We start from the raw sequence: 24255 nt of genomic DNA on the forward strand, positions 1-24255 counted from the left end.
CTCCTTCTCGAAGGTGGGTTCACAGACGGGCGAGGAACGGATAGACGGCGAAGCCGAGCAGGACGAACACCAGCAGCGAGCCGGGGATGTCCAACTTGCTGGTGACCCCCTCGGCCCGGGCCAGGTTGTCGGTACGGATCTGGTCGCGCAGCGAGTCGGCGCGGGACCGCAACGTCTCGTGCACCTGGGCGCCCTCACTGCCGGAGGAGCGCATGATGGCGCCCACATCACCCAGCTCCGGGATGCCGATGCGCTCGGCCAGCTCCTGCAACTCGTCCCAGGGCGAGTGCATCTGGAGCTGCGCGAGCCGCAGCGCCTCCCGGATCCGGTCGAAGACCCAGCCGTCGCAGACCGCCGCCGCGCGCTCCAGCGACTGCACCGGGCCGTGCGCGGCGGACAGCTGCAACGCCACCAGGTCGAGGTAGGTGCAGACCGCCTGCCGGAACTCGTCCCGGGCGGCGTCCGCCTTGGCCAGGACCGTGCGGTGCGCGAGCAGTCCGGCGCCGAGCGCCAGGCCCAGGCTGGCCACCACCGGTACGGCCACCGGCAGCGCCACCCCGCCGACGAAGAGCACCGCCGAGGCGACCGCCGGGGTGGCGAAGCCGACGAGCGCGGACAGCAGCACCGACAGCGCGTACTGCTCCGGGGTGCGGTCTAGCAGGGCGAGTTGCCGGTGCGGCGGGCGCAGCCAGCGGGCGAACCCGCCGAGCCAGTCCGGCCCGGCGCCGGCGGCCGGGGCCTGGCCGGGCGGCTGGTGCAGCCGGCGCAGCGCCGGGCCGAGCGCCGGGGTGGCCGGCAGCGCCTCGCGTACGACCAGGAACAGCCCGAGCCCGACCGCGCACCCGCCGAGCACCGCGATCGCCAGCTGCCAGTTGAGTGCGCTCACGCGATCGCCTCATCCAGGTCGGGCGCCGGAAGGAACCGCGCCGGCCGGGGCGGCTGGCTCATCGAGCGCACCCAGACCAGCAGGCCGACGAACGCCGCGCCGAGCACCGCCATCACGAGCTGACCGGTCAGCGTCCCGTAGGGACGGATGTAGTCGCTGTTCACCAGCCCGTACGCGAGCGTCGCCAGCGTCATGCCGGTGAGGAAGCGGACCGCGAACCGGGGCTGGGTGCGCTTGGCCTCGACCTCGCGCCGGGTCGCCACCTCGGCCGAGGCGGCGGTGGCGATCGACCCGAGCACGTCGCCGAGGCGCTCGCCCCGGTCGGTGAGGTGCAGGATCAGCGCGGCCACCACCTGGTCGGCGACCGGGTCGGCGATCTCGTCGGCGAAGGCGAGCAGCGCGGAGCGGGCCAGCCAGCCGGCCTGGAGGCGGGCGGCGAGCGTGCGTACCTCCTCCTGGATCTCCTCCGGCGCGGTGGCGATGGTGCCGATGATCGCCTGCTGGAGTCCCTGGCCGGTGGCCGAGATGTCCTTGAGCCGGCGGGTCCACTCGCCTACGGCTTCGACCCGGGCGATGGCCCGCTGCTCGGCCCGGCCGACCGCGAACAGCCACGGCACGCCCGGTACCGCGAGCGCCACCAGCAGGCCGACCACCGGCAGCCCGGTGAGCAGGAACGCCGCCGCCCCGGCGACCACAGCGGCGCCGAGCAGGAGCTGGTAGCGGCGCTGGTCGGCGCGGCTCGCGCCGGAACCGGTCCAGAGCCGGCTCAGGCCCGGCCCGGCACCGGGCGCCGGACCCGGCGGGCGGCGGGTGCCGACGAGCGCGACCACTGTCAGCACCAGCCCGGCCACGCAGGCCGCGCCGGAGACCAGGGCGATCAGTTCGATCTGCGTCACGCCGGGCCTCCGCTCGGCCGCGCCCCGAGGCGGGTGTGCCGGGGCCGCCGCCAAGCGCCCACGCCGGCCTCGACGAACCGGGTGAGCAGGCGGGCGTCGTAGCCGACGCGCAGCAGTTGGTCGCGGATGCGTTCGGGCAGGTGGCGGGGGACCGCACGGCCGTCCGGTCCGGGGCCGAAGACGGTCGTGGTGGTGATCCGGTTGCCCTCGCCGACGCCGATGACCTCCTCGACGTGCGACACGAACCGGTGCTTGCGCCCGCCGATCGCTGTCTCGTCCTCGACCGTCACGTAGACGATCAGGTCGAGCGCGTTACCGGCCATCCGGCGGGCCTGGTCGACTGTCATCTCCCGGCCGTGGGACAGCGCCAGCTCGATGATGCGTTCGCTCACCCCCGAGGGGGTACGCGCGTGGATGGTGCACATCGACCCGCGGCTGGTGGTCATCGCCTGGAGCATCGGCACGATCTCCCGGGACCGCACCTCGCCGACGATGATCCGCAGCACGCCCATGCGCAGTGACACCGGGATCAGGTCGGCGATGCTGACCTCACCCGCCGGCCGCCCGTCCGCGCCGCGCTCGCCGTGGCCCTCCCGGGACTCGAAGCTCATCACCGCCCGGTGCTTGTGCCCGCGCCGGGCCGGCAGCAGTTCCCGGCTCTCCTCCAGCAGCACGTACGGCTCGTCGGCCGGGATCTCGTCCATCAGCGCGCGGATGACAGTGGTCTTCCCGGCACCGGCGAGCCCGGCGACCATGATGTTCAGCCCGGCCCGCATGGACGCGCGGAGGAAGTCGCGCAGCAGCGGGTCGATCATCTCGTCCAGGTCGGGCCGGCCGCCCGCGATGTCCTCCAGGCTCACTTCGAGCGTGTTGTGCTTGCGGATCACCGCGTACGGGCGGTGGCTGACCAGGAACACGGCGGCGAGCCGGCTGCCGTCCGGTAGTTGCAGGTCGAGCGTGGGCTTCGAGGTGGACAGTGACCGCTCGGTGGCACCGGCCCGGCGGGCCGCCGCCTGGAGGATCTCCACCAGCTCGTCGTCGGTCTCGGCGATCGGCTCGGCCCAGTCGACGCCGCCGCCGTGCCGGGTGATGCGTACCTGGTCGCAGCCGAGGATGTGCACCTCCTCGATGCTGTCGTCGACGAGCAGCGTCTGGAGTCGGCCCAGCCCGACGAGTTCGGCTGTGACCTGGTCGAGCAGCAGGCGTTCCGAGTCCGCGGCCATCGGCGTGCCGGCCCGGCGTACCGAGTCGGCGTACGCGGACACCACGGCTACCGCCAGCCGGGCGCGCTCGACCTCCTCGGCGTCGGCGTCGAACTCGCGTCCGCGCTGCCAGTGGGTGAGTCGCTCGCTCAGTTCCCGGCGCAGCTCGCGGACCACGGCGAAGTCGACCCGGGGGCGTGGCGGTGGCGCCGGTGGCGCGGCGGGCGCCGGGCCGGGGACGTGGTGCCGCCCGTTCGGCGGGGCGAGCGGCGGCACAGTGGAGACGACGCCCGGCTGCTGCGCGCGTGGGTCGTGGGAGACCGGCTCAAACCGCACCGGACACCCCCGGCACGCTCGGCGCGGTCACCGCGCGCGGTGTGGTCGCCCCGGGCCAGGCCAGCCGGGCGCGCCGCCGGTCCAGCAGCGCCCGGACCGGCACCTCCAGGGCGCCGGCCGCGCGCATCAGCGGCCGGTTGGCCCGTACGGTGCCGCCGTGGGCGAGCACCTCGGCGGTACGCGGGTCGTGCGGCAGGCGGGCGATCACCGGCAGCCGTAGCGCCTTGCTGATCTCGCTGGTGCCGTGCCCGTCCCCGACGACGAGGAGGCGCAGCGTGCCGGGCGGTACGCGGTGCTCGGTGAGGTCCCGCTCGATCGCGCGGGCGGTGGCCCGGGTGGCGGAGAGGTCGGGCAGGTGCGCGCGGGTCACCAGCAGTACCACCGCGGCGGCCCGCAGCAGCGGCCACGGTGGACCGCCCACTGCCAGCCGGCCACAGTCGACGAGCACGTCGTACGGCGGTTCGCCCCGCTCCAGCCCGGTGAAGTAGTCGGCGAAGCGCTGCCAGAGCGGGATCACGCTGCCGGCCTGGGCCGGGTCCACGACGCCGGGCAGCAGCAGCCGCTCGCGGCGGGGCGCGTCCAGGTCGACCAGCTGGGACCAGAACGCGTGCTCCAGGCTGCCGTCCCGCAGCTCACCCACCGCCAGCTCACCGATGCCGCGCGGGCCGTCCAGCGCCCCGCCGAGGTAACCGGCGAGGATCGAGCCGCCCGCCGGGTCGCACTCGGCCAGCACGAGCCGCCGGTGCCAGCTCAGCGCGGCGGCGAGCGCGGCGGTGGTGACGCCCGGCGAACCCTTCGCCGAGACCAGGGCGATGATCGCCATCAGGCCGCCTCGGTGAGCACGAGCGCGATCCGGTCGTCGGCGGCGAGCGCCACGACAGCTGGTACGTCCCGTACGGCCAGCGCCAGGTAGACCACCACGTCGCCGTTCTGCGGCGCGGCGGTGTCGATCACGGTGCCCTCGAACCGGGTGCCGCCGCCGCGGGACGCCTCCGAGCCGCCGCCGGTGGCGTTCGACGGGGTGCTGACCAGCAGCACCTTGTCGCCGGGGTGCAGCTTGCGCGCCGGCACCTGCTCGGGTTCCAGCCCCAGCGCGATCTGCTGCTGACCGGGGCCGAGCAGCGGGGCCTCGGTGAGCTGCGCCGGGGTGAGCAGCGTGCCGGGGGTGAGCCGGACGGCCGCCCGCAACCCCAGCACCTCGTCCATCCGGTCGGCGGGCACCGGCTGGAGTTCCCGCCCGCCGGAGACGCGTACCGGCACCAGGTCGTCGGCGGTCAGTTGGTGTCCCACGTCGACCTGCCGGGCCACTGCGAGGTACGTGCCGGTGGAGCGGACCGAGGTGACCGCGAACGCGGCGCCCAGGCCGCCGAGGGCGATCAGCAGGACCGCCAGGCCGAGCAGGCCGGGGCGGACGCGTCGTTGCCGGACCACCTTCGGCGGCGCGACGGGAGCCTCCACCGGGGTTCCGTTGCGGGCTGCCACGACACTCATCGGGTCACCACCTGAAGCTCGTTGATCTGTACCAGGACGACGCCGCTGGACCGGCTCTGGGCGATGACGCCGCTCTCGCCGCCGCCGGACCACTCGACGGTCCAGAACGTCGTGGCGCTCACCTGGTAGGTGCCGGCCTTCGGATAGCCCTGGTCGAGGCCGCAGTCGGGTGAGGTGGAGCCGGCCCTCGGCCCGTCGGCCCGGTAGGGCGTGCCCGGCCCGTCGCAGGTGACGTCGATGTCGTCGGACATGTGCCAGACGATCCGGTCCACCTTCGCGGTGATCTCCACGGTCAGTCCCCGGTCGGAGGCGGACGCGGACAGCGGCCCGAAGTACGCCGCGCCCGGGCTGGCCCACATCCAGACGGGCAGCCCGACCAGGCCGGGGCCCTGGCTGCGTCGGGGCGCCACGGCGGCGCGGGGCGGGAGCAGCGAGATCGACGCCAGCGCACGGCGGGCCAGTTCCTCCGGGTCCGGCGGCGCGCCGTAGCCGGGCGGCGGCGCGTCGAGAAGCGCCCGGCGCAGGCTGCCGAGGTCGCCACCGTTGCAGGTGAGCTGGTACCACTGCTTGCCGGGAGGGGCCTCGTCCTGCGGCTCTTCGAGCTTGTAGTAGCAGCCGTCGGCGTTGTTGAACCAGCCGAGAATCGGGTGGTAGCAGGGGATGGCCCGGCCGTTCCACTGGCACTTCGGGGTGCTGCCGCCCCCGCCGCCGTTGTCCCCGCCGCCACCCGGCCCACCCGGCCCACCCGGTCCGCCCGGGGTGCCGGGGTCGTCGTCCCAGACGTCGCAGTCGGTCTGTTCCGGCGGGCACGAGCCGCCGGGGTCGGCGGCGCGGGCGGGTGCGCCGGTGAGCGTCAGCAGCGCGGCCAGGCCGGCGGCGAGCAGCAGCCGGCGGAGCGTCCCGGCCCGGGCCGGCCGGGCCGGGACACCCCTTCCTCCCCAGGTCAGCACGGCTGGTCCTGGTGCGCGGCGCCGCCGTTGATCAGCCACCGGCCGTCCGGGTACCGGACCGCCGTGGCGGTGGCCAGGTAGCGCCCGCCGCGCGTGCCGGGCACGGCCTTGCGGTCCTTGGCGTAGACGAGCCGGTAGCCGCTCGCGTCCAGGCAGTCCTGGATCTCGACTGTGGGCGGGCGGGCGGCCAGGTCGACCGACACGACCTCGGGGTCGGAGACCAGTTTCCCGGTACGCATCGCGCCGTGCTCCTTCGCGTCGAGAATCGCCATTCGCACCCGGGTCAGCAGCGGATCAGCCAGAAAACGGGTCAGAGCGGGATGGGACGGATCGCTGCGCGCACTGGCTGCCCGGGACGCGTCGAGATAGCCGGAATAGGCGGCCAGAGCCGCTTTTCCGGCCGCGTTCTCCTCGGCGCTGGAATGGGCGGCGGGTGCGGCGGCGCGGCCGGTCAGCGGACGGGTGACCGCCTCCGGCTCGGTGCCGCAGCCGGCCGAGCCGACCACCAGCACGATGCTGAGCAGGAAGATTTCCCATCGGCGGGATTGCCGTGTGCGCAACGCCGATCCCTCCTCGGTGCCGGCCCGGGGCGATCACGCCGACCCGCTCCGGGCATGCGGAAGCGCGCCCGGAACTGTCACTCCGGGCCCCCGTCGCCGCCACTTGTATTGACCTGTACTGATCGCTGCGGATTCTGTGCCCTGGTGCCTCCGACGCCAATTGATCGGGGGTTGCGTCGTACCCAAGGGGCGAGCATAGGCTCACGTCCGCCGATGCAACAGAGGCAATTCACGTGAACACGGTGAGTGAAGACGGGAGGTGGTGGCCGGTGTGTGTCACCACGATGACTGGTGGGCTTCGGCAGGGCTCCGGGCCGGCTGGTGTGTGCTCACCCGTACGCGCCGCGGCGGTGGCGACGGGCCGCCGGTATGGGTGGGGAGCATGCCGCTCGTCCGATCCGTCCCGTCGGTTCGCCGGGGCTCACGCCCTGGCTAGTCCCGGCCGGTCGCGCGTCGCGCCGCACGCCGCTGCGGGCTTCCTCCGTCACATCCGCGCGAGCGATAAATCACTCTGTGTGCTCCACGATGGAACGCACGGCGACCGGACGGGGGATCCGGCATGACGGCTGAACGGGTGCGGCGTACCGGACCGGTGGCCGATGCCCGCCGTCCGAGCACCCGGCTGACCGCCGCCCTGACGGTCGTACCCCTGCTCCGGCTGGCGGTGGCGCGCTACGCCGTACCGCCGGGGTGTCCGGACCGGACGGCGTGCGACGGCTGCGGCGCCCCGATCGGGCTGGACCGGCCGCTGCCGGCGCTCGGCCCCGTGGCCCGGTGCCCGGCCTGCCGGGCCCGGGTCGGCGCGCCGCCCGCGGTGGTGGAGGTGGCGTTGCTGCTCGCGGTGGCCGTGCCGGTGTTCGCCGGCGGCGCGCCCGCCGCGCGGCTGGCGCTGGCGTGGTGGCTGGTCTGGGCGGTGCCGATGACGATCGTGGACGCGATGGCGCACCGCCTGCCCGACCGGCTCACCTGGCTGGCCGCCGCCGGCGTGTGGGCGCTGCTCGGGGTGGCCGCGCTGACCGGTCCGGGCGTCGACCCGCTGGTACGCGCCGTCCTGGCCGCTCTGGCGCTCGGCGGCGGCTTCGCCGCGACCACGCTGCTGTTCGGGCGGCGCGGCTTCGGTCTCGGCGACGCCAAGCTGGCGCTCGGCGCGGGCGCGCTGCTCGGCTGGTACGGCTGGCCGGTGCTGGTGGCCGGGCTGGTGCTCGCGCTCCTCCTCGCCGGGTCGGCCGGGGTGGCGCTGCTCGCCGCCCGGCGGGTCCGCTGGTCCGGGCACCTGCCGTTCGGTCCGTTCCTGGTGCTCGGCACCGCCGCCACGCTGGTGCTCGTCACCGTGTGATCGGCCACCCGCAGGTGCGGGCGGGTTCGCCACGGGTATCGGAGTCCCAGCCACCTCCCAGCCGGGTCTGGTTCGGTGGCGGTCCAGGCTTCGGACTCGGGAGGGCACGTGCCGCACGGCGACGACGGTTGGCGGATCCGGCGCACGAGCGCGGACCTGGACCGGCTGGGCGAGACCGAGTCCGTCTTCGCGCTCGCCAACGGCTGGGTGGGCTGGCGCGGGACGCTCGACGAGGGCGAGCCCTGCGGCATGCCCGGCAGCTACCTCAACGGGTTCCACGAGCAGCACGAGCTGACCTACCCGGAGAGCGGGTACGCGTTCCCGGAACGCAGCGACACCGTGATCAGCGCGCCGAACGCCGCCCTGATCCGGCTCTGGGTCGACGACGAGCCGCTGGACCTGAGCACCGGCACGATCCGGCGGCACCACCAGGAACTGGACCTGCGCGCGGGGGTGGTCCGCCGGGAGACCGAGTGGGTCTCGCCGGGCGGCCGGGGTGTGCGGATCCGCAGCACCCGCCTGGTCTCGCTGACCCGCCGTCCGGTCGCCGCCGTCGACTGGGCGGTCGAGCCGCTGGACGAGCCGGTCCGGCTGCGGGTCGGCGCCGACCTGCTCGCCAACCAGCGGGTGCCGGAACGCGCCGACGACCCCCGGGCCGCCTCGGTGATCCACGACCCGCTCACCGGCGAGATCCGCCGCGAAGACGGCCTCGACGGGGTGCTCGTGCACCGGACCGGGCGCAGCGGCCAGCGGGTCGCCGTCGCCGTCGCACACCGGGTCGAAGCGCCCGACGAGATCGCCACCGACACCGAGCTGACCGCCGACCGGTTCCGGCTGGCGCTGTCCGGTCCGGTACGCCCCGGCGAGCGCATCCGGGTCACCCGGTTCGCCGCGTACGAGTGCGCGGACGTCGACGGCACCCCGGCTGGCGAGCTGGCCGACCTGGTCGTCGCGGAGGCGGCCACGGCCCGCGACGACGGGTTCGACGCCCTGCTCACCGAGCAGCGCGCCGCGCTCGACGTGGCGTGGACCACCGCCGACGTCGAGCTGGAGGGCGACCCGGAGCTGCAGCTCGCGGTGCGGTTCTCGGTGTTCCACCTGCTCCAGTCCGGCCGCGCCGACGGCGACCGGACCATCCCGGCCAAGGGGCTGACCGGCAACGGCTACGACGGGCACGTGCTCTGGGACACCGAGGGCTACGTGCTGCCGGTGCTGACGTACCTGGCGCCGGAGCTGGCCCGCTCGGCGCTGCGCTGGCGGCACGCCCACCTGCCCGAGGCCCGCGACCGGGCGGCCGAGCTGCGCCTGACCGGCGCCACCTACCCGTGGCGGACGCTCAGCGGCCGGGAGTGCTCCGGCTACTGGCCGGCCGGCAGCGCGGGCCTGCACGTCAACGCCGACATCGCCGACGCGGTGCTGCGGTACGTGGCGGCGACCGGCGACACCGCGTTCCTCGCCGAGTGCGGCGCCGAGGTGCTGATCGAGACCGCCCGGCTGTGGCACGGCTACGGCCACTTCGACGACGGCGGCGCGTTCCACCTGACCGGCGTCACCGGCCCGGACGAATATTCGGCGCTGGTCGACGACAACGTCTTCACCAACCTGATGGCCCGGCGCAACCTGCGCGGCGCCGCCGACGCCGCCGAGGGCTGCCCCGAGGTGGCCGCGCGGCTCGGCGTCGACGCCGCCGAGGCGGCCGGCTGGCGGGCCGCCGCCGACGCCATGTTCGTCCCGTACGACGGCAAGCGCGGTGTGCACGAGCAGTCGGCCGGATTCACCGCGCAGCCGGAGTGGGACTTCGCCGGCACCGGCGAGGACGACTACCCGCTGCTGCTGCACTTCCCCTACCTGGAGCTGTACCGCAAGCAGGTGGTCAAGCAGGCCGACCTGGTGCTGGCCATGCTGCGCTGCCCGGGGGAGTTCACCGCCGAGGAGAAGACGCGCAACGTCGCCTACTACGAGGCGCGGACCGTCCGGGACTCGTCGCTGTCGGCGTCCGCGCAGGCGATCCTCGCCGCCGAGGTCGGGCACCTCGACCTGGCGTACGACCTGTTCGCCGAGACGGCGTTCCAGGACCTCGCCGACCTGGGCGACAAGACCGCCGACGGGCTGCACCTGGCGTCCCTGGCCGGCGCCTGGCTGGTGGTGGCGCAGGGCTTCGGCGGGCTGCGCGACGACCGGGGCGTGCTCGCGTTCGAGCCGCGGCTACCCCGGCCGATCACCCGGCTCGCGTTCCACCTGCGCCGGCACGGGCACCGGCTGCGGGTCACGCTCACGCCGCAGGAGGCCCGCTACGAGTTGCCGGACGCCGGGCCTGGTGACGCGGTGGAGCTGTGGCACCACGGCGAACAGCTCCGCGTCACCGGCGACGGGCCGGTCACCCGGCCGATGCCGCCGGTGCCCGACCCCGGTCCCGAGCCGGAGGCCCCGCCCGGCCGCCGTCCAGAACGGCGCGCTCAGGAGGCGGGCGGCGACTGAGCCGGCAGGCCGGACATCCGGGCGACGACCTCCTCCAGCGCCTCGAACGCGTACGCCCAGTTGTGGCACTTGAAGCTGCGCAGCCCGGTGATCGGGGTGCGGCAGTCGGCACAGTGGACACCCGGGATCGCGTCCGGCACCTCGGTGTTCACGTACTTGCGCTCGCCGAGGATCACCCGCGCGATCATCGTGTGGTCGTGTACGCCGTGCAGCGCGGACGCGACGATGTCGTACCAGGTGACCCGCCGCCCGCACTTCGGGCAGTCCGGCTCGTCGCCGCTGACCCACAGCGGCGCGCCGATGCTGCGCGCCGGCATGTTCAGCAGCTTCTCCAGCCGTCGCACGTCCGCCTCCGGGGTGGTCCACCGGTGCCGCCCGGGCAGCGACGCGGGCGAGTCGTAGACGGCGCGGAACACCACCGGCTCGACCTCCACTGTCTCCCGTCCACCTGTCATCGGTACCTCCTCGCGCCGGCGTGTCCCACCGTCGTACCAGGTGGACGGCGGGATCGGCCGGACCGCCGACACGACGGGTCAGCGGTGTGTCGCCCAGAGTGCTACACATCGAGGCGTGACGGAGGCTGAGAACCGACCCAATGTCGCCCGGATGTACGACTACTACCTCGGCGGCTGCCACAACTTCGCGGCCGACCGCGCCGCGGCCGAGGAGGTCCTGAAGATCTTCCCGGACACCGGCGTCGCCGCGCAGAGCAACCGCGCGTTCCTGCGCCGGGTCGTGCGCTGGGCGGCCGGGCAGGGCGTACGCCAGTTCCTCGACATCGGCGCCGGCCTGCCCACCCAGGGCAACGTGCACGAGGTGGTCCGCGCCGTACGCCCCGACGCCCGGGTGGTCTACGTCGACCACGACGAGGTCGCCGTCGCGTACGCCCGGCGGTTGCTGCCTGCCGACGGCCGCACCGTCGTGCTCCAGGGCGACCTGCGGCGTCCCGGCGACCTGCTGGCCGACCCGGCGCTGCGGGACACCATCGACCTGAGCGAGCCGGTGGCGGTGCTGCTGCTCGCGGTGCTGCACTTCGTGCCGGACGCCGACGACCCGTACGCGGCGGTGGCGACGCTGCGCGACGCGACAGTCCCGGGCAGCGTGCTCGCGCTGTCCCACCTCACCCTGGACGGCCTGCCGACGCTGCCCACCGAGCAGGGCACAGCGATCTACCGCCGCAGCAGTTCCCCGCTCGTGCCCCGCACCCGCGACGAGGTGGCCCGGTTCCTCGACGGGTACGAGCTGGTCGAGCCGGGCCTGGTCAAGGTGGCGGACTGGCGGCCCGACGGCGAGCCGCAGGCGGCGGTGTCGCACGGCTACGGCGGGGTGGGCGTCCGCCGCTGAGCGCGGTCAGTCCAGGCCGCCGTGCGCGGCCCAGAGCGCGGCGGCGCGGTCGGCCGCCGCGGCCATGAGCGCGGCCAGCTCCGGCCGGTCGGGCACCCGGAACGACACGTACGCGCCGCGTCCACCGGCAGTGGGCCGGCCGTACGCCTTCGCGGCGAGGCGCCCGTCCGGCAGCAGCCGGATGTTGAGCGTGGTCAGCGTGAACTCCTCGCCGCGCCGGGTGTCGGTCCAGCGCAACTCCTCCGGCACTGTGACGTTGATGGCGAGGGCGCTGACGTCGGGGGAGGCGGCGCTGCTCATCCGGCGATCGTCGCACGCTCCGCCCGCTGTGCCCTCCCGCCGTGCCTTTCCGCCGGTCACCGGCGCAGCGTCGTCTCGCGGGTCATGTGGGACAGCTTCTCCGGGTTGCGCACCGCGTAGAGGCCGCTGATCCGGCCGTCGTCGAGGCGTACCGCGACGACCGTGTCCAGCTCGCCGTCGAGGCGTACCAGCAGCGCCGGGTAGCCGTTGACCTGCACCGGTTCCATCGACGCCACGGCGGCGATCCGGCGCCAGCCGCCCGCGAGCAGGCGGGCCACCTTGTCGCCGCCGGTGACCGGGCGGGCGATCGCCTGCTTGATCCCGCCGCCGTCGCCGACCAGCACCGCGTCCGCGGCCAGGACGCGGAGCAGCCCGTCCAGGTCGCCGGTCTCGACCGCCCGCCGGAACGCGTCGAGCGCGTCGCGGGCCTCGGCCGCCGGGACGGTACGCCGGGGGCGGCGCTCCGCGACGTGGGCCCGCGCCCGGTGCGCGATCTGCCGCACGGCGACCGGGGTCCGCTCGACCGTCTCGGCGATCTCGTCGTAGCCGACGTCGAACACCTCCCGCAGGACGAACACGGCCCGCTCGGTCGGCGTGAGCGTCTCCAGCACCAGCAGCATCGCCATCGACACGCTCTCCGCAAGCGTCACGTCGTCTGCGACGTCGGGCGCGGTGAGCAGCGGTTCGGGCAGCCACGAGCCGACGTACGACTCCTTGCGCCGCCCCAGCGTGCGCAGCCGGGACAGCGCCTGCCGGGTGGCGATCCGGACCAGGTAGGCACGCCGGTCCCGGACCGCCTCCAGGTCGACGCCGGCCCAGCGCAGCCAGGTCTCCTGCACCACGTCCTCCGCGTCGGCCGCCGAGCCGAGCATCTCGTACGCGACGGTGAAGAGCAGGTTCCGGTGCGCGAGGAAGTCCTCGGTGGCGCGGTCCGCCATGACTGGCTCCTTCGCTGCTCGGTTGCGTTCGCCACCAGACGCCGGCCGCTGTCGCCGTGTGACAGCCGGTCGCTGTGGTGGTCCTCACCCGGCGCCGCCGTCACGCCGGGGCGGTCCCCGGCATCTCGTGTTCGTCCGACGTCCACCCCAGCAGAGAGGGCGCAACCATGCAGACCCGATTCAACCTGTTCGAGAACCCGGTCTCGGCGACGTTCATGAAGCGCTTCGCCGGTGCGGGCCTGATGATCCACCAGTCGTCGCTGCCCCGCACCGTCCAGGAGCTGGTGTCGCTGCGGGCCAGCCAGATCAACGGCTGCGGCTGGTGCATCGACATGCACACCAAGGAGGCGGTGGCCGGGGGCGAGAGCGCGGTCCGGCTGAACCTGGTCGCCGCCTGGCGCGAGTCGACTGTGTTCACCGAGGCCGAGTGCGCGGCGCTGGCGTTCGCCGAGGAGGGCACCCGGCTCGCCGACGCCCACCAGGGCGTGTCCGACGAGACGTGGGAGCAGGTGCGCAAGCACTACGACGACGACCAGATCGCCGCGCTGGTCTGCCTGCTCGGGCTGATCAACGCGGCGAACCGGTTCGCGGTGCTCGTGCACCAGCGCGGCGGCTCGTACGAGCCCGGGATGTTCGCGGCGGCGATGGGCTGAGCGCCGCCGTCACCGCAGGTTCCAGAAGAAGGACCGGACGTCGTCGACGAACAGCTCCGGCACCTCCAGCGCGGCGAAGTGACCACCCCGGTCGAACTCGCTCCACTGCCGGATCGTGTACGTCAGTTCGGCGATCGGCCGCACGGACCGGGTGATGTCGTGCGCGAACACGGCGACCCCGAGCGGGGGCGGGCAGGGCGCGGGCGGGCCACCGAACGCGCTCTCCCGCACCAGCCGCGCGGACGAGGCGGCGGTGCCGGTGAACCAGTAGACCGAGACGTCAGTGAGGATGCGATCCACGCTGATGCTGGATCGGGCGTCGGTCCACTCGGTGAACTTCTCTGCGATCCACGCGAGCTGCCCGACGGGTGAGTCGTTGAGCGCGTACGACACGGTCTGCGGCCGGCTGGCGTAGAGCACCTGATGAGGGTGCCGTTGCGTCTTGAGCCGCCTGATGCGGGCGAGCCGGTCCCGGTCCTCGCCTGACAGTCCGGCTTCCCCGGTCCAGCCTGGTGGCGGGGGCGTGGGCAGGTAGTTGAGGTGGACGCCGACGACGTGCTCCGGGTCGATGCCGCCGAGCCGGGTGGAGATGACCGAACCCCAGTCGCCGCCCTGTGCGCCGTACCGCCGGTAGCCGAGCCGGCGCATCAGTTCGGCCCAGGCGCGGGCGACGCGGTCGACGTCCCAGCCGCGCTCCCAGGTCGGGCCGGAGAAGCCGAACCCGGGGATCGACGGTACGACCAGGTGGAACTGTTCGGACAGCGGGCCGATCACGTCGAGGAACTCCACGACCGAGCCGGGCCAGCCGTGGGTGAGGATCAGCGGCAGCGCGTCCGGGTCGGCGGAGCGTACGTGCAGGAAGTGGATGTTCTGCCCGTCGATTGTGGTGGTGAACTGCGGATACCGGTTCAGCTCGGCCTCGGCCTCCCGCCAGTCGTACGCGGTGCGCCAGTGCTCGGCCAGCTCGCGTACCCGGGTCAGCGGGATGCCGTAGTCCCACCCGGCGTCCGGCAGCTCGTCGGGCCAGCGGGTGCGGGCCAGGCGGTCGGCCAGGTCGTCGAGGTCGGCCTGGGGGACGTGGATACGGAACGGCTCGATCACTGTGGTGCTCCGATCGTTGGTCACACTAACGTTGGTGCGACCAACGGTATCGCAGATCGTTGGGGACGCCAATGGTTCCGGTTAGGCTGGGTTCGTGGACAACCCGGAGCCGGATCTCGTACCGACGCGCCTGGCCGGCCTGCCGAGCTGGCTCATCACCCGGACCGCCGTACGCGCCGGACGGCTGGTGAGCGACGGGCTCGCGGCTGTCGACGCGCGCGGCTACCACTTCCGGCTGCTCGCCACGCTCGACGAGTTCGGGCCGGCCAGTCAGGCGGCGCTCGGCCGGCGCAGCGGCATCCACGTCAGTGACGTGGTGGCCGCACTCAACGAACTCGCCGAGCGGGAGTTCGTCACCCGCAGCCCGGACCCGGCCGACCGGCGGCGCAACGTCGTCACCATCACCGCGGCCGGGCGGCGGCAGTTGCGGCGGCTGGAGAAGCGACTCGCCGCCGTGCAGGACGAACTGCTCGCTCCGCTGTCACCGGACGAGCGCGCGGACCTGACCCGGCTGCTGTCACGGGTGCTCGCCCACCACAACCGCCCGCCCGCCTGACGGCTGCCCTCCGGCACCGTCCTCATTCACCGCCTACCGTTATCGTTCTCGATAGTGATAACGTCTGCGGCGTGACGACGTCGATGGAGCGGTGGGCGGAGATCGCGCTGCACCCGGTGCGGATCCGCATCCTGCGCGCGGTCGCCGGTGCCCGGGTGACCACGCACGACCTGGTCGAGCTGCTGCCCGACGTCCCGCAGGCCACCCTCTACCGGCACCTGGCGACGCTCGTGAAGACCGGGATGCTCGACGTGGTGCAGGAGCGCAAGGTCCGCGGGGCCGTCGAGCGGGTGTACGCGCTGCCCGCGCACGGCGCGGCGCTGGACCCCGCAGCACTGGCGACGGCGACGCCGGAGGACCACGCGCGCTACTTCACCGCGTTCGTGTCGAGCCTGCTGTCGGAGTTCTCCCGCTACCTCGCCCGGGAGTCCGTCGACTTCGTCGCCGACGGCGTCGGATACCAGCAGCTCGTCCTGCACCTGACCGACGCGGAACTGCACGAGTTCGCGGCCGGGCTCAACGCGCTGGTCGGCCCGTTGCTCGCCAGAGGGCCCGGCGGCGGACGGACCCCCCGGCTGCTGGCGACCGTCCTCATGCCCGCCGACCGCCAGGCGACCCCCGGCGACACGCACACGTCAGCGCACGACTCCGACACGACGAAGGGCGACGACTGATGGCCTCCGTGATCCTCGACGGCGATGTGATCGACATCCGGTTCACCGGATGGGAACGGATGTGGGTCGGGCGGGAGCGGTTCGCGCTACGCCTGGCCGCCGTGCGGCACGCCGCACCGGTGGACGAGCCGATCCGGCTGGCGCGTGGCGCCCGGCGCGGGTACGCGGTGTCCGGCTTCGCCAAGGTCGGCGTCTGGGGCATCTTCGGCGGCCCCCGGCAGCTCGTGGCGGCCCGGCGGGGTCAGCCCGGCCTGCACCTGGTGCTGGACCGCGCGGCGGCCGGCGGGGAGTTCGACGAGGTCGTCGTCTCCGACCCGGCCGCGGCAGGCCTTGCCGAGACGATCGGGCGTGCGACGGGGAGCCGGCCATGACCGGCGACCGGCTGGCGATCGAGGCGTCGGGCCTGACCAAACGCTACGGCGACGTCACCGCCGTCCGCGACCTGACGTTCACCGTACGACCCGGCGCGGTCACCGGCTTCCTCGGCCCGAACGGCGCCGGCAAGACCACCACGATGCGCATGCTGACCGGACTGGTGACGCCGACCAGCGGCGCCGCCACGATCGGCGGGCAGCCGTACGGCCGGCTGGCCCAGCCGTCGCGGACCGTCGGCGCGGTGTTCGACGGCAACGCGTTCCACCCCGGCCACACCGCCCGTGACCACCTGGGCGTCTACGCCGCGATGGCCGGCTGCCCGGACAGCCGCGTCGCGGAACTGCTGGATCTGCTGGGCCTCGCGCAGGCCGCCGACCGTCGTACCCGGGAATTCTCCACCGGCATGCGGCAGCGGCTCAGCCTCGCCACGGCGCTGCTCGGCGACCCCCGCGTCCTGCTGCTCGACGAACCGTCGAACGGCCTGGACCCGGAAGGCATGTCGTGGCTGCGCGGCCTGCTGCGCCGGCTCGCCGACGAGGGCCGCACCGTGCTGGTCTCCAGCCACGTCCTGCACGAGGTCCAGCAGGTGGTGGACGACGTGGTGGTGATCCGGCGCGGCGAACTCGTCGCCGCCGGGCCGTGGTCCCGGCTCACCGGCCCGCCGACGGTGCTCGTCATCTCGCCGGACGCCACCGACCTGGCCGCCGCCCTGACGGCGGGCGCCGGGTCCGTCGAACCGGCCGGGCCCGGCCGACTGCGGGTACGCGGACTGGACGCGCCGCGCGTCGCCGACCTGGCCGCGGACCACCGGCTGCGGATCCACGAGCTGGTCACCGAGACCACAAGCCTCGAACAGCTCTTCCTCGACCTGACCACCGACACGGCGGAGGCCCGATGAACCTGATCAGAGCGGAACTACGCCGGATCCTGGCCACCCGCATGTGTACCGGGCTGCTGCTCGCCGCCCTCGCGCTCGGCGGCGGCCTGGTCGGGCTCATGGCGCTCGTCGGACCGGAGAACTTCGACCCGCCGATGCCCGGCCTGCACACCGAGGAGGGCCTGCGGTCGATCCTCGGCATCCTCGGTTTTACCGCCTTCGTGCCGGCCGCCGCCGGGGCCCTCGCGGCCGCGTCCGAGTACCGGCACGGCACCGCCGCCGTCACGTTCATGTTCGCGCCGCGCCGGGGACGGGTGCTCGCCGCCAAACTCGCCACCCACGCGATCGTCGGCCTCGGCTACGGGATCGCCCTGGCCGGCTCCGCCGCGGCGGCCCTGTTCACAGTCGCCGCCGCGCGTGGCGTGTCGCTGGGCCTGCCCGCTCCCACAGTGCTGGCGCTGCTCGCCCGCATCGGCGTCGCGATGGCGGTGTACCTCCTCGTCGGCACCGGCGTGGGCGCGCTGCTCCGCAACCAGGTCGCGGCCGTGTGCGTCGTGGTCGGCTACCTGTACCTGGCCGAGCCCGTGCTGATGATGATCCCCGGCGTCAACGCGCTCTACCCGCTCCTGCCCGGCGGCGCCACCGCCGCACTCACCGACTTCACGTACGTCGCCGACGCGATGTCCGCGCAGCTCGGCAGCGACGCCGTCGCACTCCTGCCACCGGCGGCCGGCGCGCTGCTGCTGACCGGGTACGCGATCGCCGCCGCCGCGATCGCCGTTGTCGTCCCGATGCGCCGCGACATCACCTGAGCGTCGCCGATTCGTCGCCGTCCGGCGTATCAGGGCTGGCGCCGGCCGAAGACGATTCGTACTCTGGTCATCCGACGTCCGGGGTCGACGGTGGGGGAGGGTCGACGCTGCATGGACCCGGTCCTCGCCGGTCTGCCTACCGACCGCGTCGTCGCTCTGCTAGGCGCGGACGCCGACGCGGTCGCCATGATGGTCGCCCGCGACCACGCGGAGCTGGCCGCCGTCGTGCACCGCCCGGTCTCGGCGTGCACCATGCCCGTGGACTTCGTGCACGCCGTGCTGGACCGGCTCGAACGGGTCGCCGTCGAGCTGCTGCCGGCCTGGCTGCCCGAGGCCGCGCACGATGTCCGCCCGGACACCTCCGGACTCGCCGCCGTGCGAGCCGCGGCCGCCGCACGCTCGCGCCGTGACCGCTACCCCGGTTCGTTCCTGTCCGACCTGGCCGTCTTCGCGGTGACCGGGCGACGGTCCGGCGCCACGACGCTCCCGCTGCGCGCCCAGGCCGCCGCGTTGGCGCGTCTCGTCGCCGGCGCATTCGGCAGACGGAAAGTGGTGCTGCTCGCCGAGCCGGCCCACGGTGACGGCGCGGTGATGGCGGCCGGGGCCGCGTGGCTCGTGCAGCACGGTGGCCCGGCGGTCTGGCTGGCCGGAGCCGGTGCGGTCGGGCTGGACGGACTTCCGGCTTTTCGCGTCGCACCGCCGGCAGCGCCCGTCGGCCAGGCGCCGGTGGCGGGCTGGCCGCACCCGGGCAGCGACGCCGAGAAGAGGCTGGAGGCGGCGCTCGCGGCCCAGAGCTGGGCGGCCGGACGGAGATGGAACCAGAGCTACCAGTCGCACCGCCTGGCCGCGCCGGTGCGGCTGGATCTACTGTGGCCGGACGAGCGGTGCGTGGTGGAGATCGACGGTCCGGAGCACTGCCGCCCGGTTCGCTTCGAGGCCGACCGGCAACGCGACGTCCAACTGCAACTGGACGGCTACGCCGTCCTGCGCTTCACGAACGCCCGAGTAATCCACGACGTCGGCACCGTGGTCCAGCAGATCGGCACTTATCTGCGGGCACGTCGCCGAGACCTGGCGGAAGGACGGCATCATGGCCGGCGATGACCTGACCGCATCCGAGAGCGCGATCCTCGTCGTGCTCATGGCCGAGGCGCGGGAGGTGCTGAACACCGAACTCCGCGACCGTTACGGGCTGGACGTACGCAAGCCGCAGCGCGACAAGCTCACCCGCCTGCACTACGTCGCCAGCCGCAAGAGCGGCTCGACGTACGCCCTGCAACTGGACGACAAGGGCTGGGTACGGATGCAGAGCGACCTCGACTTCACGCTGCGGGGAGCGAGCGCGCTCGGCGCCGCGCTCACCGCGATGCAGGCGCACCTGCGCGATCGTGTCCTGGCCCGCAGCGGCTGTGCGACGCTCGCCGAACTCTTCGCGCTCACCGACGTGCGCGGCCCGGCCCCGGCACCGGCTCCCGAAGTGTCCGGGGCGCTGGAGGCACGTGTCGTCGCCGCGTACCGGGCGCTCGCCGAAGAGCCCGGCGCCTGGGTGAGCCTGCGGCGCCTGCGACCGTTCTTCGCCGATCTGCCCCGCGACGACCTGGACGCGGCGCTGCGGCAGCTCAGCCGGTCCGAGGGCGTCACCATCGCGCCGGAGTCGAACCAGAAGACGCTCACCGAGGCGGACACCGCTGCCGCGCTCCGCCTCGGCGGGCAGGAGAACCATCTGCTGGCGATCGGCGTGTGATGAACGAGGCGGAACGGAACGCGTTGGCCGCCCTGCGGTTCGACTGGGCGCCGGTGCCCGACGACGTGTGGCGGCCGTTGCCCTTCCACGTCGAGGGACTGCACGTCCCGGTCCTCCGGGACGTGCTCGCCGGGGTGGACGAGGCCGCGTCGAACCCGCACGGCAGCCCGCTCGGCCTGGTCGTCCAGGGTCAGCGCGGCTCCGGCAAGACCCACCTGCTGGGTGTGATCCGCCAGCAGGTGCAGGAGCGTGACGGCTACTTCTTTCTGGTCGGTCTGCTCGACGCCGGTAGCTTCTGGGACGGCGTGCTCGCCGCGATGCTCGACGGCTTGTCCCGGCCGGTGCCCGGCAGGCGCGAGACGCAGCTCAAACTGCTGCTGCGGCGCCTGTCCGCCCTGGTCGGGGCACCCCGGACGGCGCGCCGGGCCGTCATGGGCGACACCGAGCTGACCCGAGCGGCGCTCGATGCATTCCTGGAAGGGCTGGGCGCCTTCGACAGGCATGCCGCCCGCACCTGCCAGGAGACGGCACGCGCGCTAGCGCTCAGCGCCTCCGAGGACATCTCCCACCGCGACATCGCGGAGAACTACTTCCTCTCGGGCGAGGAGGTGGCCGCCGGGGAACGCGCGGCCTGGGGCATGCGCCGCGTTCCGCGCCCTGCCCAGCAGATCGTGCAGGACCTGTCCTGGCTTCTCGCCCTCACCGGCCCGTCGGTGGTGGCGATCGACCAGATCGACACGCTCATCGCCCAATTGGCGATCCAGAGCGATCCCGCCCTGGCCGGTGCCGCTGCGATGAGCCCGCAGCAGGCGCTGATGCTGGCCCGGATGGCGGACGGCCTGATGGCGTTACGGCAGACGACCCGGCGCACGCTCACCGTCCTGGCCTGCATTCCGAACTCGTGGACCATCATCAAGTCCACCGCCGCCGACACCGTCGCAGACCGGTTCCGGGAGACGCCGCCGCTGCGCCGCATCGACGACGCCGACGTGGCCCGGGCGATCATCGAGAAGCGGTTCACCCTCCGCTACCAGGAGGCGGGGTTCGTCCCGCCGTACCCGTCGTGGCCGGTGTCCCCGCGCGCCTTCGCCGGGGCCGGTGCGTTCACCCCGCGTCAGCTGCTCATCGAGATCGACAAGCACATCCGCGAATGCCTCGCCGACGACGAGGTCCGGGAGATGACGAGCCTCGGCGAGCCGCCCATCGCGGAACCCCGGGCTCCCCGGCCCGCCCCGGTGACCGCCACCGGCGAGGAGATGGACCGCTACGACGCCCGGTTCGCCGAGCTGCGGGAGGCCGCCGACGTCACCGGCCCGCTGCGCCGCACATCCGAGGACGCGGCGATGCCGCCGCTGCTCGCCGCCGGGCTCACCGCCTGGATCCTGGAGCGGGGCGACGCGGGCGAGGCGTTCAGCGTCGACCCGCCCCCGAGCACCGACCCGCCGCTGCACGCCCGGCTGCGGCTCACGCTCGACGAGCGCACCGAGGACCAGGTGCACTGGTGTTTCCGGGCGATCGGCGACGACCACCACGGCAACGCCGCGCTGGCCCGGCTCCGCAAGGCGTCAGTGGCCGCCGCCTTCGACACAGGCTCCGGCAGGCGCAAGCTGTTCCTGCTGCGCAACCGCGCCTGGTCGACCAGCGCGGCCACCAGCAAGGCGGTGGGGGCGTTCACCGCGGCGGGCGGCCAGACGCTCGGCGTCGACGAGGAGGACCTGCGAGTCCTCTCCGCGCTGCGGGTCATGCTCGCCGAGGCCACCATGGACCTGCAGGGCTGGCTGGCCGAGCGCCGGCCGACCCGGGAGCTGAAGTTCCTCCAGCACGCCCTGGCCGACGTGGACCGGTGGGGCCCCGACGCCCGGCCGTTGCCGGAACCCGCCGAGCCCCCGCCAGCCGCTGCCGTCACCGGCCCGGCCGATCCCTCCTTCGTCGTCGGGCACGGGTACGACGACGGGACGCCCGTGCGGCTGGGGTTGGAGGCGTTGCGCAAGCACACCACGATCTTCGCCGGGTCCGGCTCCGGTAAGACCGTCCTCATCCGCCGCATCGTCGAGGAGTGCGCGCTGGCGGGCATCTCCGCCATCGTGCTCGACCCGAACAACGACCTCGCACGGCTCGGCGAGGGATGGCCCGAGCCGCCCGCACAGTGGCGCCCCGGCGACGCGGACCGGGCCCGCGACTACCTCACCCACACCGACGTCGTCGTCTGGACGCCCCGCCGCAACTCGGGTCGCCCGCTGAGCTTCCAGCCGCTGCCCGACTTCACCGGCGTACGCGACGACCCGGACGAGTTCGGCGAGGCCGTCGAGGCCGCCGTCGCGTCCCTCGCGCCACGCGCCATGCTCACCGGCCGGGCCACCCGGGCTCATCTGGGGCTGGCCGTGCTGCGCAAGGCGGTCGAGCACTACGGACGGCGCGGCGGCTCCCGCCTGCAGGGCCTCATCGACACGCTCGCCGACCTGCCGGACGGAATCATCGACCTGGACGACGCCGACAAGATCGGCCTCAGCCTGGCGCAGACCCTGACCGCAGCCATGGTGAACGACCCGCTGTTCGGCGGCGAGGGCACACCGATGGACCCCGGCGTGCTCCTCACCCCCGCCCCCGGCAAACGGGCCCGCGTCTCGGTGGTCAGCCTGGTGGGTCTGCCGTCCGACGACGTACGGCAGAGTTTCGTCAACCAGCTCCAGATGGCCCTGTTCGCCTGGATCAAGAAGAACCCGGCCGGAGACCGGCCGCTGCTCGGGCTGCTCATCATGGACGAGGCGCAGACGTTCGCCCCGTCCGGCGCGATGACCGCGTGTACCCAGAGCACACTGGCGCTCGCCGCTCAGGCCCGCAAGTACGGCCTCGGTCTGATCTTCGCCACCCAGGCGCCGAAGGGCCTGCACAACCGCATCCCGGGCAATGCGGCGACCCAGCTCTACGGCCTGATGAACAGCCCGATCCAGATCGAGGCGGCCCGGGAGATGGCCCGGGCCAAGGGCGGCGACGTGCCGGACATCTCCCGCCTCACCGTGGGCGAGTTCTACCTCGCCGCCGAGGGCGCCGCACCCCGCAAGATCCGCACCCCGCTGTCGCTCACCCACCATCCGCGCAGCCCGCTCACCGTCGAGGAGGTGCTGGACCGGGCGCGCGGCGGTCAGGGGCGCAGCACGTAGCGTCCGCGTACCCCGCCCTCGGCCACCGCCCGGTGCGCGTCCGCCACCCGGTCCAGCGGCAGGACCGCGTGCACCCGGGCCGGCAGCTCACCGGCTGCGGTGCGGGCGAGCAGGTCGGGCAGGCGTGCCCCGTCGGCGTGCACCTCGACCGCGCGCACCGTGACACCGCGTTCGGCGGGCGGGTGGGTGTTCGGCCGTACGCCGACGAACACGCCGCCGTCGCCTACCAGCGCGAGCGCCTGGTCCTGCCATCCGGCGGCGTCGGCGACAGCGTCCCAGCCCGGCTCGGCCGCCGTGATGAAGTCGGCCCCGAGTCCGCGGACGAACTTCTCGTCCCCGGCCCGCGCCAGGCCGGTCACCCGCCATCCCCGGTCCCGGGCGAGCGGCACGACGTAGCCGCCCACCGCGCCGGCCGCGCCGGTGACGAGCAGCCGACCGTCGGCGGGAGGGTCGCCGAGCAGGTCGACGATCTGCGCCGCGGTCTGGCCGTTGAGCGGCACCGTCGCCGCCGCCACCAGATCCAGATCATCGGGTACGACGGCGACGTCGGCCGCGGCTACGACGAGCTGCTCGGCGTACGTGCCGAAGTCGCGGTCGAACCCGCCGACCAGCCCGGCGACCCGGGTGCCCACGGCGAGGTCGACGCCCGGCCCGGCCGCGGCGACGACACCGGCGAAGTCCCAGCCCAGGCCGGTGTGGTGCGGCTGGTGGATGAGCCCCAGCGAGTGGAAGAAGCCGCCGACGACCCCGAGGTCGGCCGGGTTGACCGGTGCCGCCGCGACGTCCACCCGGACCTCGCCGGGCCCCGGCTCGCGCTCCGGAACGTCGATGATCTCGATCGTGTCCGGTCCGCCCGGAGTGCGGACGACGGCGGCGCGGAAGGTACGCGTACCCATGATGGTGTCTCCTTGTTCTTGAGGAATGCCCTGCTCCACGATGGAGGGGTAACTTTCTTTCGGGAAGTACGCACTTCGGAGTGCGTTGGGTACCCCCGGGTAGGAGGAGGTGCGGACGATGCCGACGCAGACGGCGGCGGAGAAGCGGGCGCAGGCGCGTGAGGAGTACGACGCGTTCCTCGCCGGCTGCCCGAGCCGGCAACTCCTGGACCGGATCTCCGACAAGTGGGTGGCGCTGATCCTGGCCGCGCTCGGCCGCGACGGCCCGGACCGCAACGCGGAGCCGCAGGTCATGCGCTACTCCGAGCTGTCCCGGCGGCTGGCCGGGGTCAGCCAGAAGATGCTCACCCAGACGTTGCGGTCCCTGGAACGCGACGGCCTGGTCACCCGCACCGTGACGCCGAGCGTGCCGGTCACAGTCACCTACGAGCTGACCGACCTCGGTCAGTCGCTGCACCGGCTGATGTACGGCATGAAGCTGTGGGCCGAGGCGCACATGGACGAGGTGCACGCCAACCGCGAGCGGTACGACGCCGCCGATCGCTGAGCGGCCGGGCCGGGATTCTCCGAAACTTTCGGCCCGCGTCCCGGTTCTCGTTGCGCTTCGCTCTCATGGTCATGCATGGACTCCCGCGCTGATCAGCCGGTTGAGTCCATGTTCGCGTTGACATCGACATTGACCGATCGTG

General features: G+C 73.7%; 25 protein-coding genes. 13 read left to right on the forward strand and 12 right to left on the reverse strand.

Annotated features, from left to right (window positions below; translation table 11 throughout):
• Positions 1 to 19: 19 nt before the first annotated feature.
• The 7 genes from IF06_RS0122825 to IF06_RS0122855 are packed head-to-tail and all read right to left on the reverse strand — an operon-like array spanning position 20 to position 6321.
• The gene (locus IF06_RS0122825; RefSeq protein ID WP_030273438.1) at positions 20 to 886 is read right to left on the reverse strand and encodes a type II secretion system F family protein; all 867 of its coding nucleotides are present in this window, start codon (positions 884 to 886) and stop codon (positions 20 to 22) included.
• Positions 883 to 1836, reverse strand: a complete 954-nt coding sequence (locus IF06_RS0122830) for a type II secretion system F family protein (protein WP_369752094.1) — start codon at positions 1834 to 1836, stop codon at positions 883 to 885. Before IF06_RS0122830 ends, IF06_RS0122825 begins: the two co-directional genes overlap by 4 nt.
• Positions 1779 to 3320 (reverse strand): CpaF family protein, encoded by a 1542-nt coding sequence (locus IF06_RS0122835; protein WP_013473468.1) that lies wholly within the window; start codon positions 3318 to 3320, stop codon positions 1779 to 1781. The genes IF06_RS0122830 and IF06_RS0122835 overlap by 58 nt, the downstream gene beginning before the upstream one ends.
• Positions 3310 to 4143: a hypothetical protein gene (locus IF06_RS0122840; RefSeq protein ID WP_013283466.1), complete on the reverse strand. Its 834-nt coding sequence runs from the start codon at positions 4141 to 4143 to the stop codon at positions 3310 to 3312. The genes IF06_RS0122835 and IF06_RS0122840 overlap by 11 nt, the downstream gene beginning before the upstream one ends.
• Positions 4143 to 4811 (reverse strand): SAF domain-containing protein, encoded by a 669-nt coding sequence (locus tag IF06_RS0122845; protein ID WP_013283467.1) that lies wholly within the window; start codon positions 4809 to 4811, stop codon positions 4143 to 4145. Before IF06_RS0122845 ends, IF06_RS0122840 begins: the two co-directional genes overlap by 1 nt.
• Positions 4808 to 5761 (reverse strand): hypothetical protein, encoded by a 954-nt coding sequence (locus IF06_RS0122850; protein ID WP_013283468.1) that lies wholly within the window; start codon positions 5759 to 5761, stop codon positions 4808 to 4810. Before IF06_RS0122850 ends, IF06_RS0122845 begins: the two co-directional genes overlap by 4 nt.
• Positions 5755 to 6321: a hypothetical protein gene (locus IF06_RS0122855; protein ID WP_013283469.1), complete on the reverse strand. Its 567-nt coding sequence runs from the start codon at positions 6319 to 6321 to the stop codon at positions 5755 to 5757. The genes IF06_RS0122850 and IF06_RS0122855 overlap by 7 nt, the downstream gene beginning before the upstream one ends.
• Positions 6322 to 6880: 559 nt before the next feature.
• On the opposite strand from IF06_RS0122855, the gene IF06_RS0122860 reads away from it, so the two are divergent.
• Entirely contained in the window at positions 6881 to 7657 is a 777-nt protein-coding gene (locus tag IF06_RS0122860) for a prepilin peptidase (protein ID WP_030273444.1), read from the forward strand.
• Positions 7658 to 7765: 108 nt separating this feature from the next.
• Positions 7766 to 10135, forward strand: coding sequence for a glycoside hydrolase family 65 protein (locus tag IF06_RS0122865; RefSeq protein WP_030273447.1), 2370 nt, complete (start codon positions 7766 to 7768; stop codon positions 10133 to 10135).
• Here IF06_RS0122865 and IF06_RS0122870 read toward each other — a convergent pair.
• Complete coding sequence (locus tag IF06_RS0122870; RefSeq protein ID WP_013283472.1) at positions 10114 to 10590, reverse strand: hypothetical protein; 477 nt, start codon at positions 10588 to 10590, stop codon at positions 10114 to 10116. The two genes, IF06_RS0122865 and IF06_RS0122870, sit on opposite strands and share 22 nt — an antisense overlap.
• A gap of 115 nt (positions 10591 to 10705) precedes the next feature.
• On the opposite strand from IF06_RS0122870, the gene IF06_RS0122875 reads away from it, so the two are divergent.
• On the forward strand, positions 10706 to 11479 hold the full coding sequence (locus IF06_RS0122875; protein WP_030273450.1) for an SAM-dependent methyltransferase: 774 nt from the start codon (positions 10706 to 10708) through the stop codon (positions 11477 to 11479).
• Between the two features lie 6 nt (positions 11480 to 11485).
• On the opposite strand, the gene IF06_RS0122880 is transcribed toward IF06_RS0122875, so the two are convergent.
• Together IF06_RS0122880 and IF06_RS0122885 are read right to left on the reverse strand one after the other, a co-directional pair.
• Positions 11486 to 11779, reverse strand: coding sequence for a hypothetical protein (locus IF06_RS0122880; protein ID WP_030273452.1), 294 nt, complete (start codon positions 11777 to 11779; stop codon positions 11486 to 11488).
• Positions 11780 to 11835: 56 nt separating this feature from the next.
• Positions 11836 to 12717 carry an RNA polymerase sigma-70 factor gene (locus IF06_RS0122885; RefSeq protein ID WP_030273454.1) on the reverse strand — a complete coding sequence of 294 codons (882 nt, stop codon included), beginning with the start codon at positions 12715 to 12717 and terminating at the stop codon, positions 11836 to 11838.
• Between the two features lie 167 nt (positions 12718 to 12884).
• On the opposite strand from IF06_RS0122885, the gene IF06_RS0122890 reads away from it, so the two are divergent.
• The gene (locus IF06_RS0122890; protein ID WP_013283476.1) at positions 12885 to 13370 is read left to right on the forward strand and encodes a carboxymuconolactone decarboxylase family protein; all 486 of its coding nucleotides are present in this window, start codon (positions 12885 to 12887) and stop codon (positions 13368 to 13370) included.
• Between the two features lie 9 nt (positions 13371 to 13379).
• Here IF06_RS0122890 and IF06_RS0122895 read toward each other — a convergent pair whose 3' ends face one another.
• Complete coding sequence (locus IF06_RS0122895) at positions 13380 to 14471, reverse strand: epoxide hydrolase family protein (RefSeq protein WP_030273456.1); 1092 nt, start codon at positions 14469 to 14471, stop codon at positions 13380 to 13382.
• A 94-nt stretch (positions 14472 to 14565) separates the two neighbouring features.
• Here IF06_RS0122895 and IF06_RS0122900 point away from each other — a divergent pair, with 94 nt between their 5' ends.
• The 8 genes from IF06_RS0122900 to IF06_RS0122935 all read left to right on the forward strand — a co-directional run bounded on the left by IF06_RS0122900 (position 14566) and on the right by IF06_RS0122935 (position 22670).
• A complete protein-coding gene (locus tag IF06_RS0122900; protein WP_030273458.1) occupies positions 14566 to 15027 on the forward strand; it encodes a MarR family winged helix-turn-helix transcriptional regulator in 462 nt (153 codons plus the stop codon).
• A gap of 71 nt (positions 15028 to 15098) precedes the next feature.
• Positions 15099 to 15701: a helix-turn-helix domain-containing protein gene (locus tag IF06_RS0122905; protein ID WP_232236751.1), complete on the forward strand. Its 603-nt coding sequence runs from the start codon at positions 15099 to 15101 to the stop codon at positions 15699 to 15701.
• A complete protein-coding gene (locus tag IF06_RS0122910) occupies positions 15701 to 16072 on the forward strand; it encodes a hypothetical protein (RefSeq protein ID WP_030273463.1) in 372 nt (123 codons plus the stop codon). Before IF06_RS0122905 ends, IF06_RS0122910 begins: the two co-directional genes overlap by 1 nt.
• Positions 16069 to 16974 carry an ABC transporter ATP-binding protein gene (locus tag IF06_RS0122915; RefSeq protein ID WP_030273465.1) on the forward strand — a complete coding sequence of 302 codons (906 nt, stop codon included), beginning with the start codon at positions 16069 to 16071 and terminating at the stop codon, positions 16972 to 16974. The genes IF06_RS0122910 and IF06_RS0122915 overlap by 4 nt, the downstream gene beginning before the upstream one ends.
• Positions 16971 to 17765, forward strand: coding sequence for an ABC transporter permease (locus tag IF06_RS0122920; protein WP_030273467.1), 795 nt, complete (start codon positions 16971 to 16973; stop codon positions 17763 to 17765). Before IF06_RS0122915 ends, IF06_RS0122920 begins: the two co-directional genes overlap by 4 nt.
• A gap of 111 nt (positions 17766 to 17876) precedes the next feature.
• A complete protein-coding gene (locus tag IF06_RS0122925; RefSeq protein ID WP_030273469.1) occupies positions 17877 to 18869 on the forward strand; it encodes an endonuclease domain-containing protein in 993 nt (330 codons plus the stop codon).
• The gene (locus IF06_RS0122930; protein WP_030273471.1) at positions 18856 to 19509 is read left to right on the forward strand and encodes a hypothetical protein; all 654 of its coding nucleotides are present in this window, start codon (positions 18856 to 18858) and stop codon (positions 19507 to 19509) included. The genes IF06_RS0122925 and IF06_RS0122930 overlap by 14 nt, the downstream gene beginning before the upstream one ends.
• Positions 19509 to 22670, forward strand: coding sequence for a helicase HerA domain-containing protein (locus IF06_RS0122935; protein WP_030273473.1), 3162 nt, complete (start codon positions 19509 to 19511; stop codon positions 22668 to 22670). The genes IF06_RS0122930 and IF06_RS0122935 overlap by 1 nt, the downstream gene beginning before the upstream one ends.
• Here IF06_RS0122935 and IF06_RS0122940 read toward each other — a convergent pair.
• Positions 22652 to 23566 (reverse strand): NADP-dependent oxidoreductase, encoded by a 915-nt coding sequence (locus IF06_RS0122940; protein WP_030273476.1) that lies wholly within the window; start codon positions 23564 to 23566, stop codon positions 22652 to 22654. The two genes, IF06_RS0122935 and IF06_RS0122940, sit on opposite strands and share 19 nt — an antisense overlap.
• 118 nt (positions 23567 to 23684) lie before the next feature.
• Between IF06_RS0122940 and IF06_RS0122945 the strand changes: the two genes are divergently transcribed.
• Positions 23685 to 24113, forward strand: coding sequence for a winged helix-turn-helix transcriptional regulator (locus IF06_RS0122945; protein ID WP_013283488.1), 429 nt, complete (start codon positions 23685 to 23687; stop codon positions 24111 to 24113).
• The last annotated feature ends 142 nt before the right edge of the window (positions 24114 to 24255 follow it).

This window comes from Micromonospora globosa (genome assembly GCF_000717585.1).
Taxonomy (GTDB): Bacteria; Actinomycetota; Actinomycetes; order Mycobacteriales; family Micromonosporaceae; genus Micromonospora; species Micromonospora aurantiaca.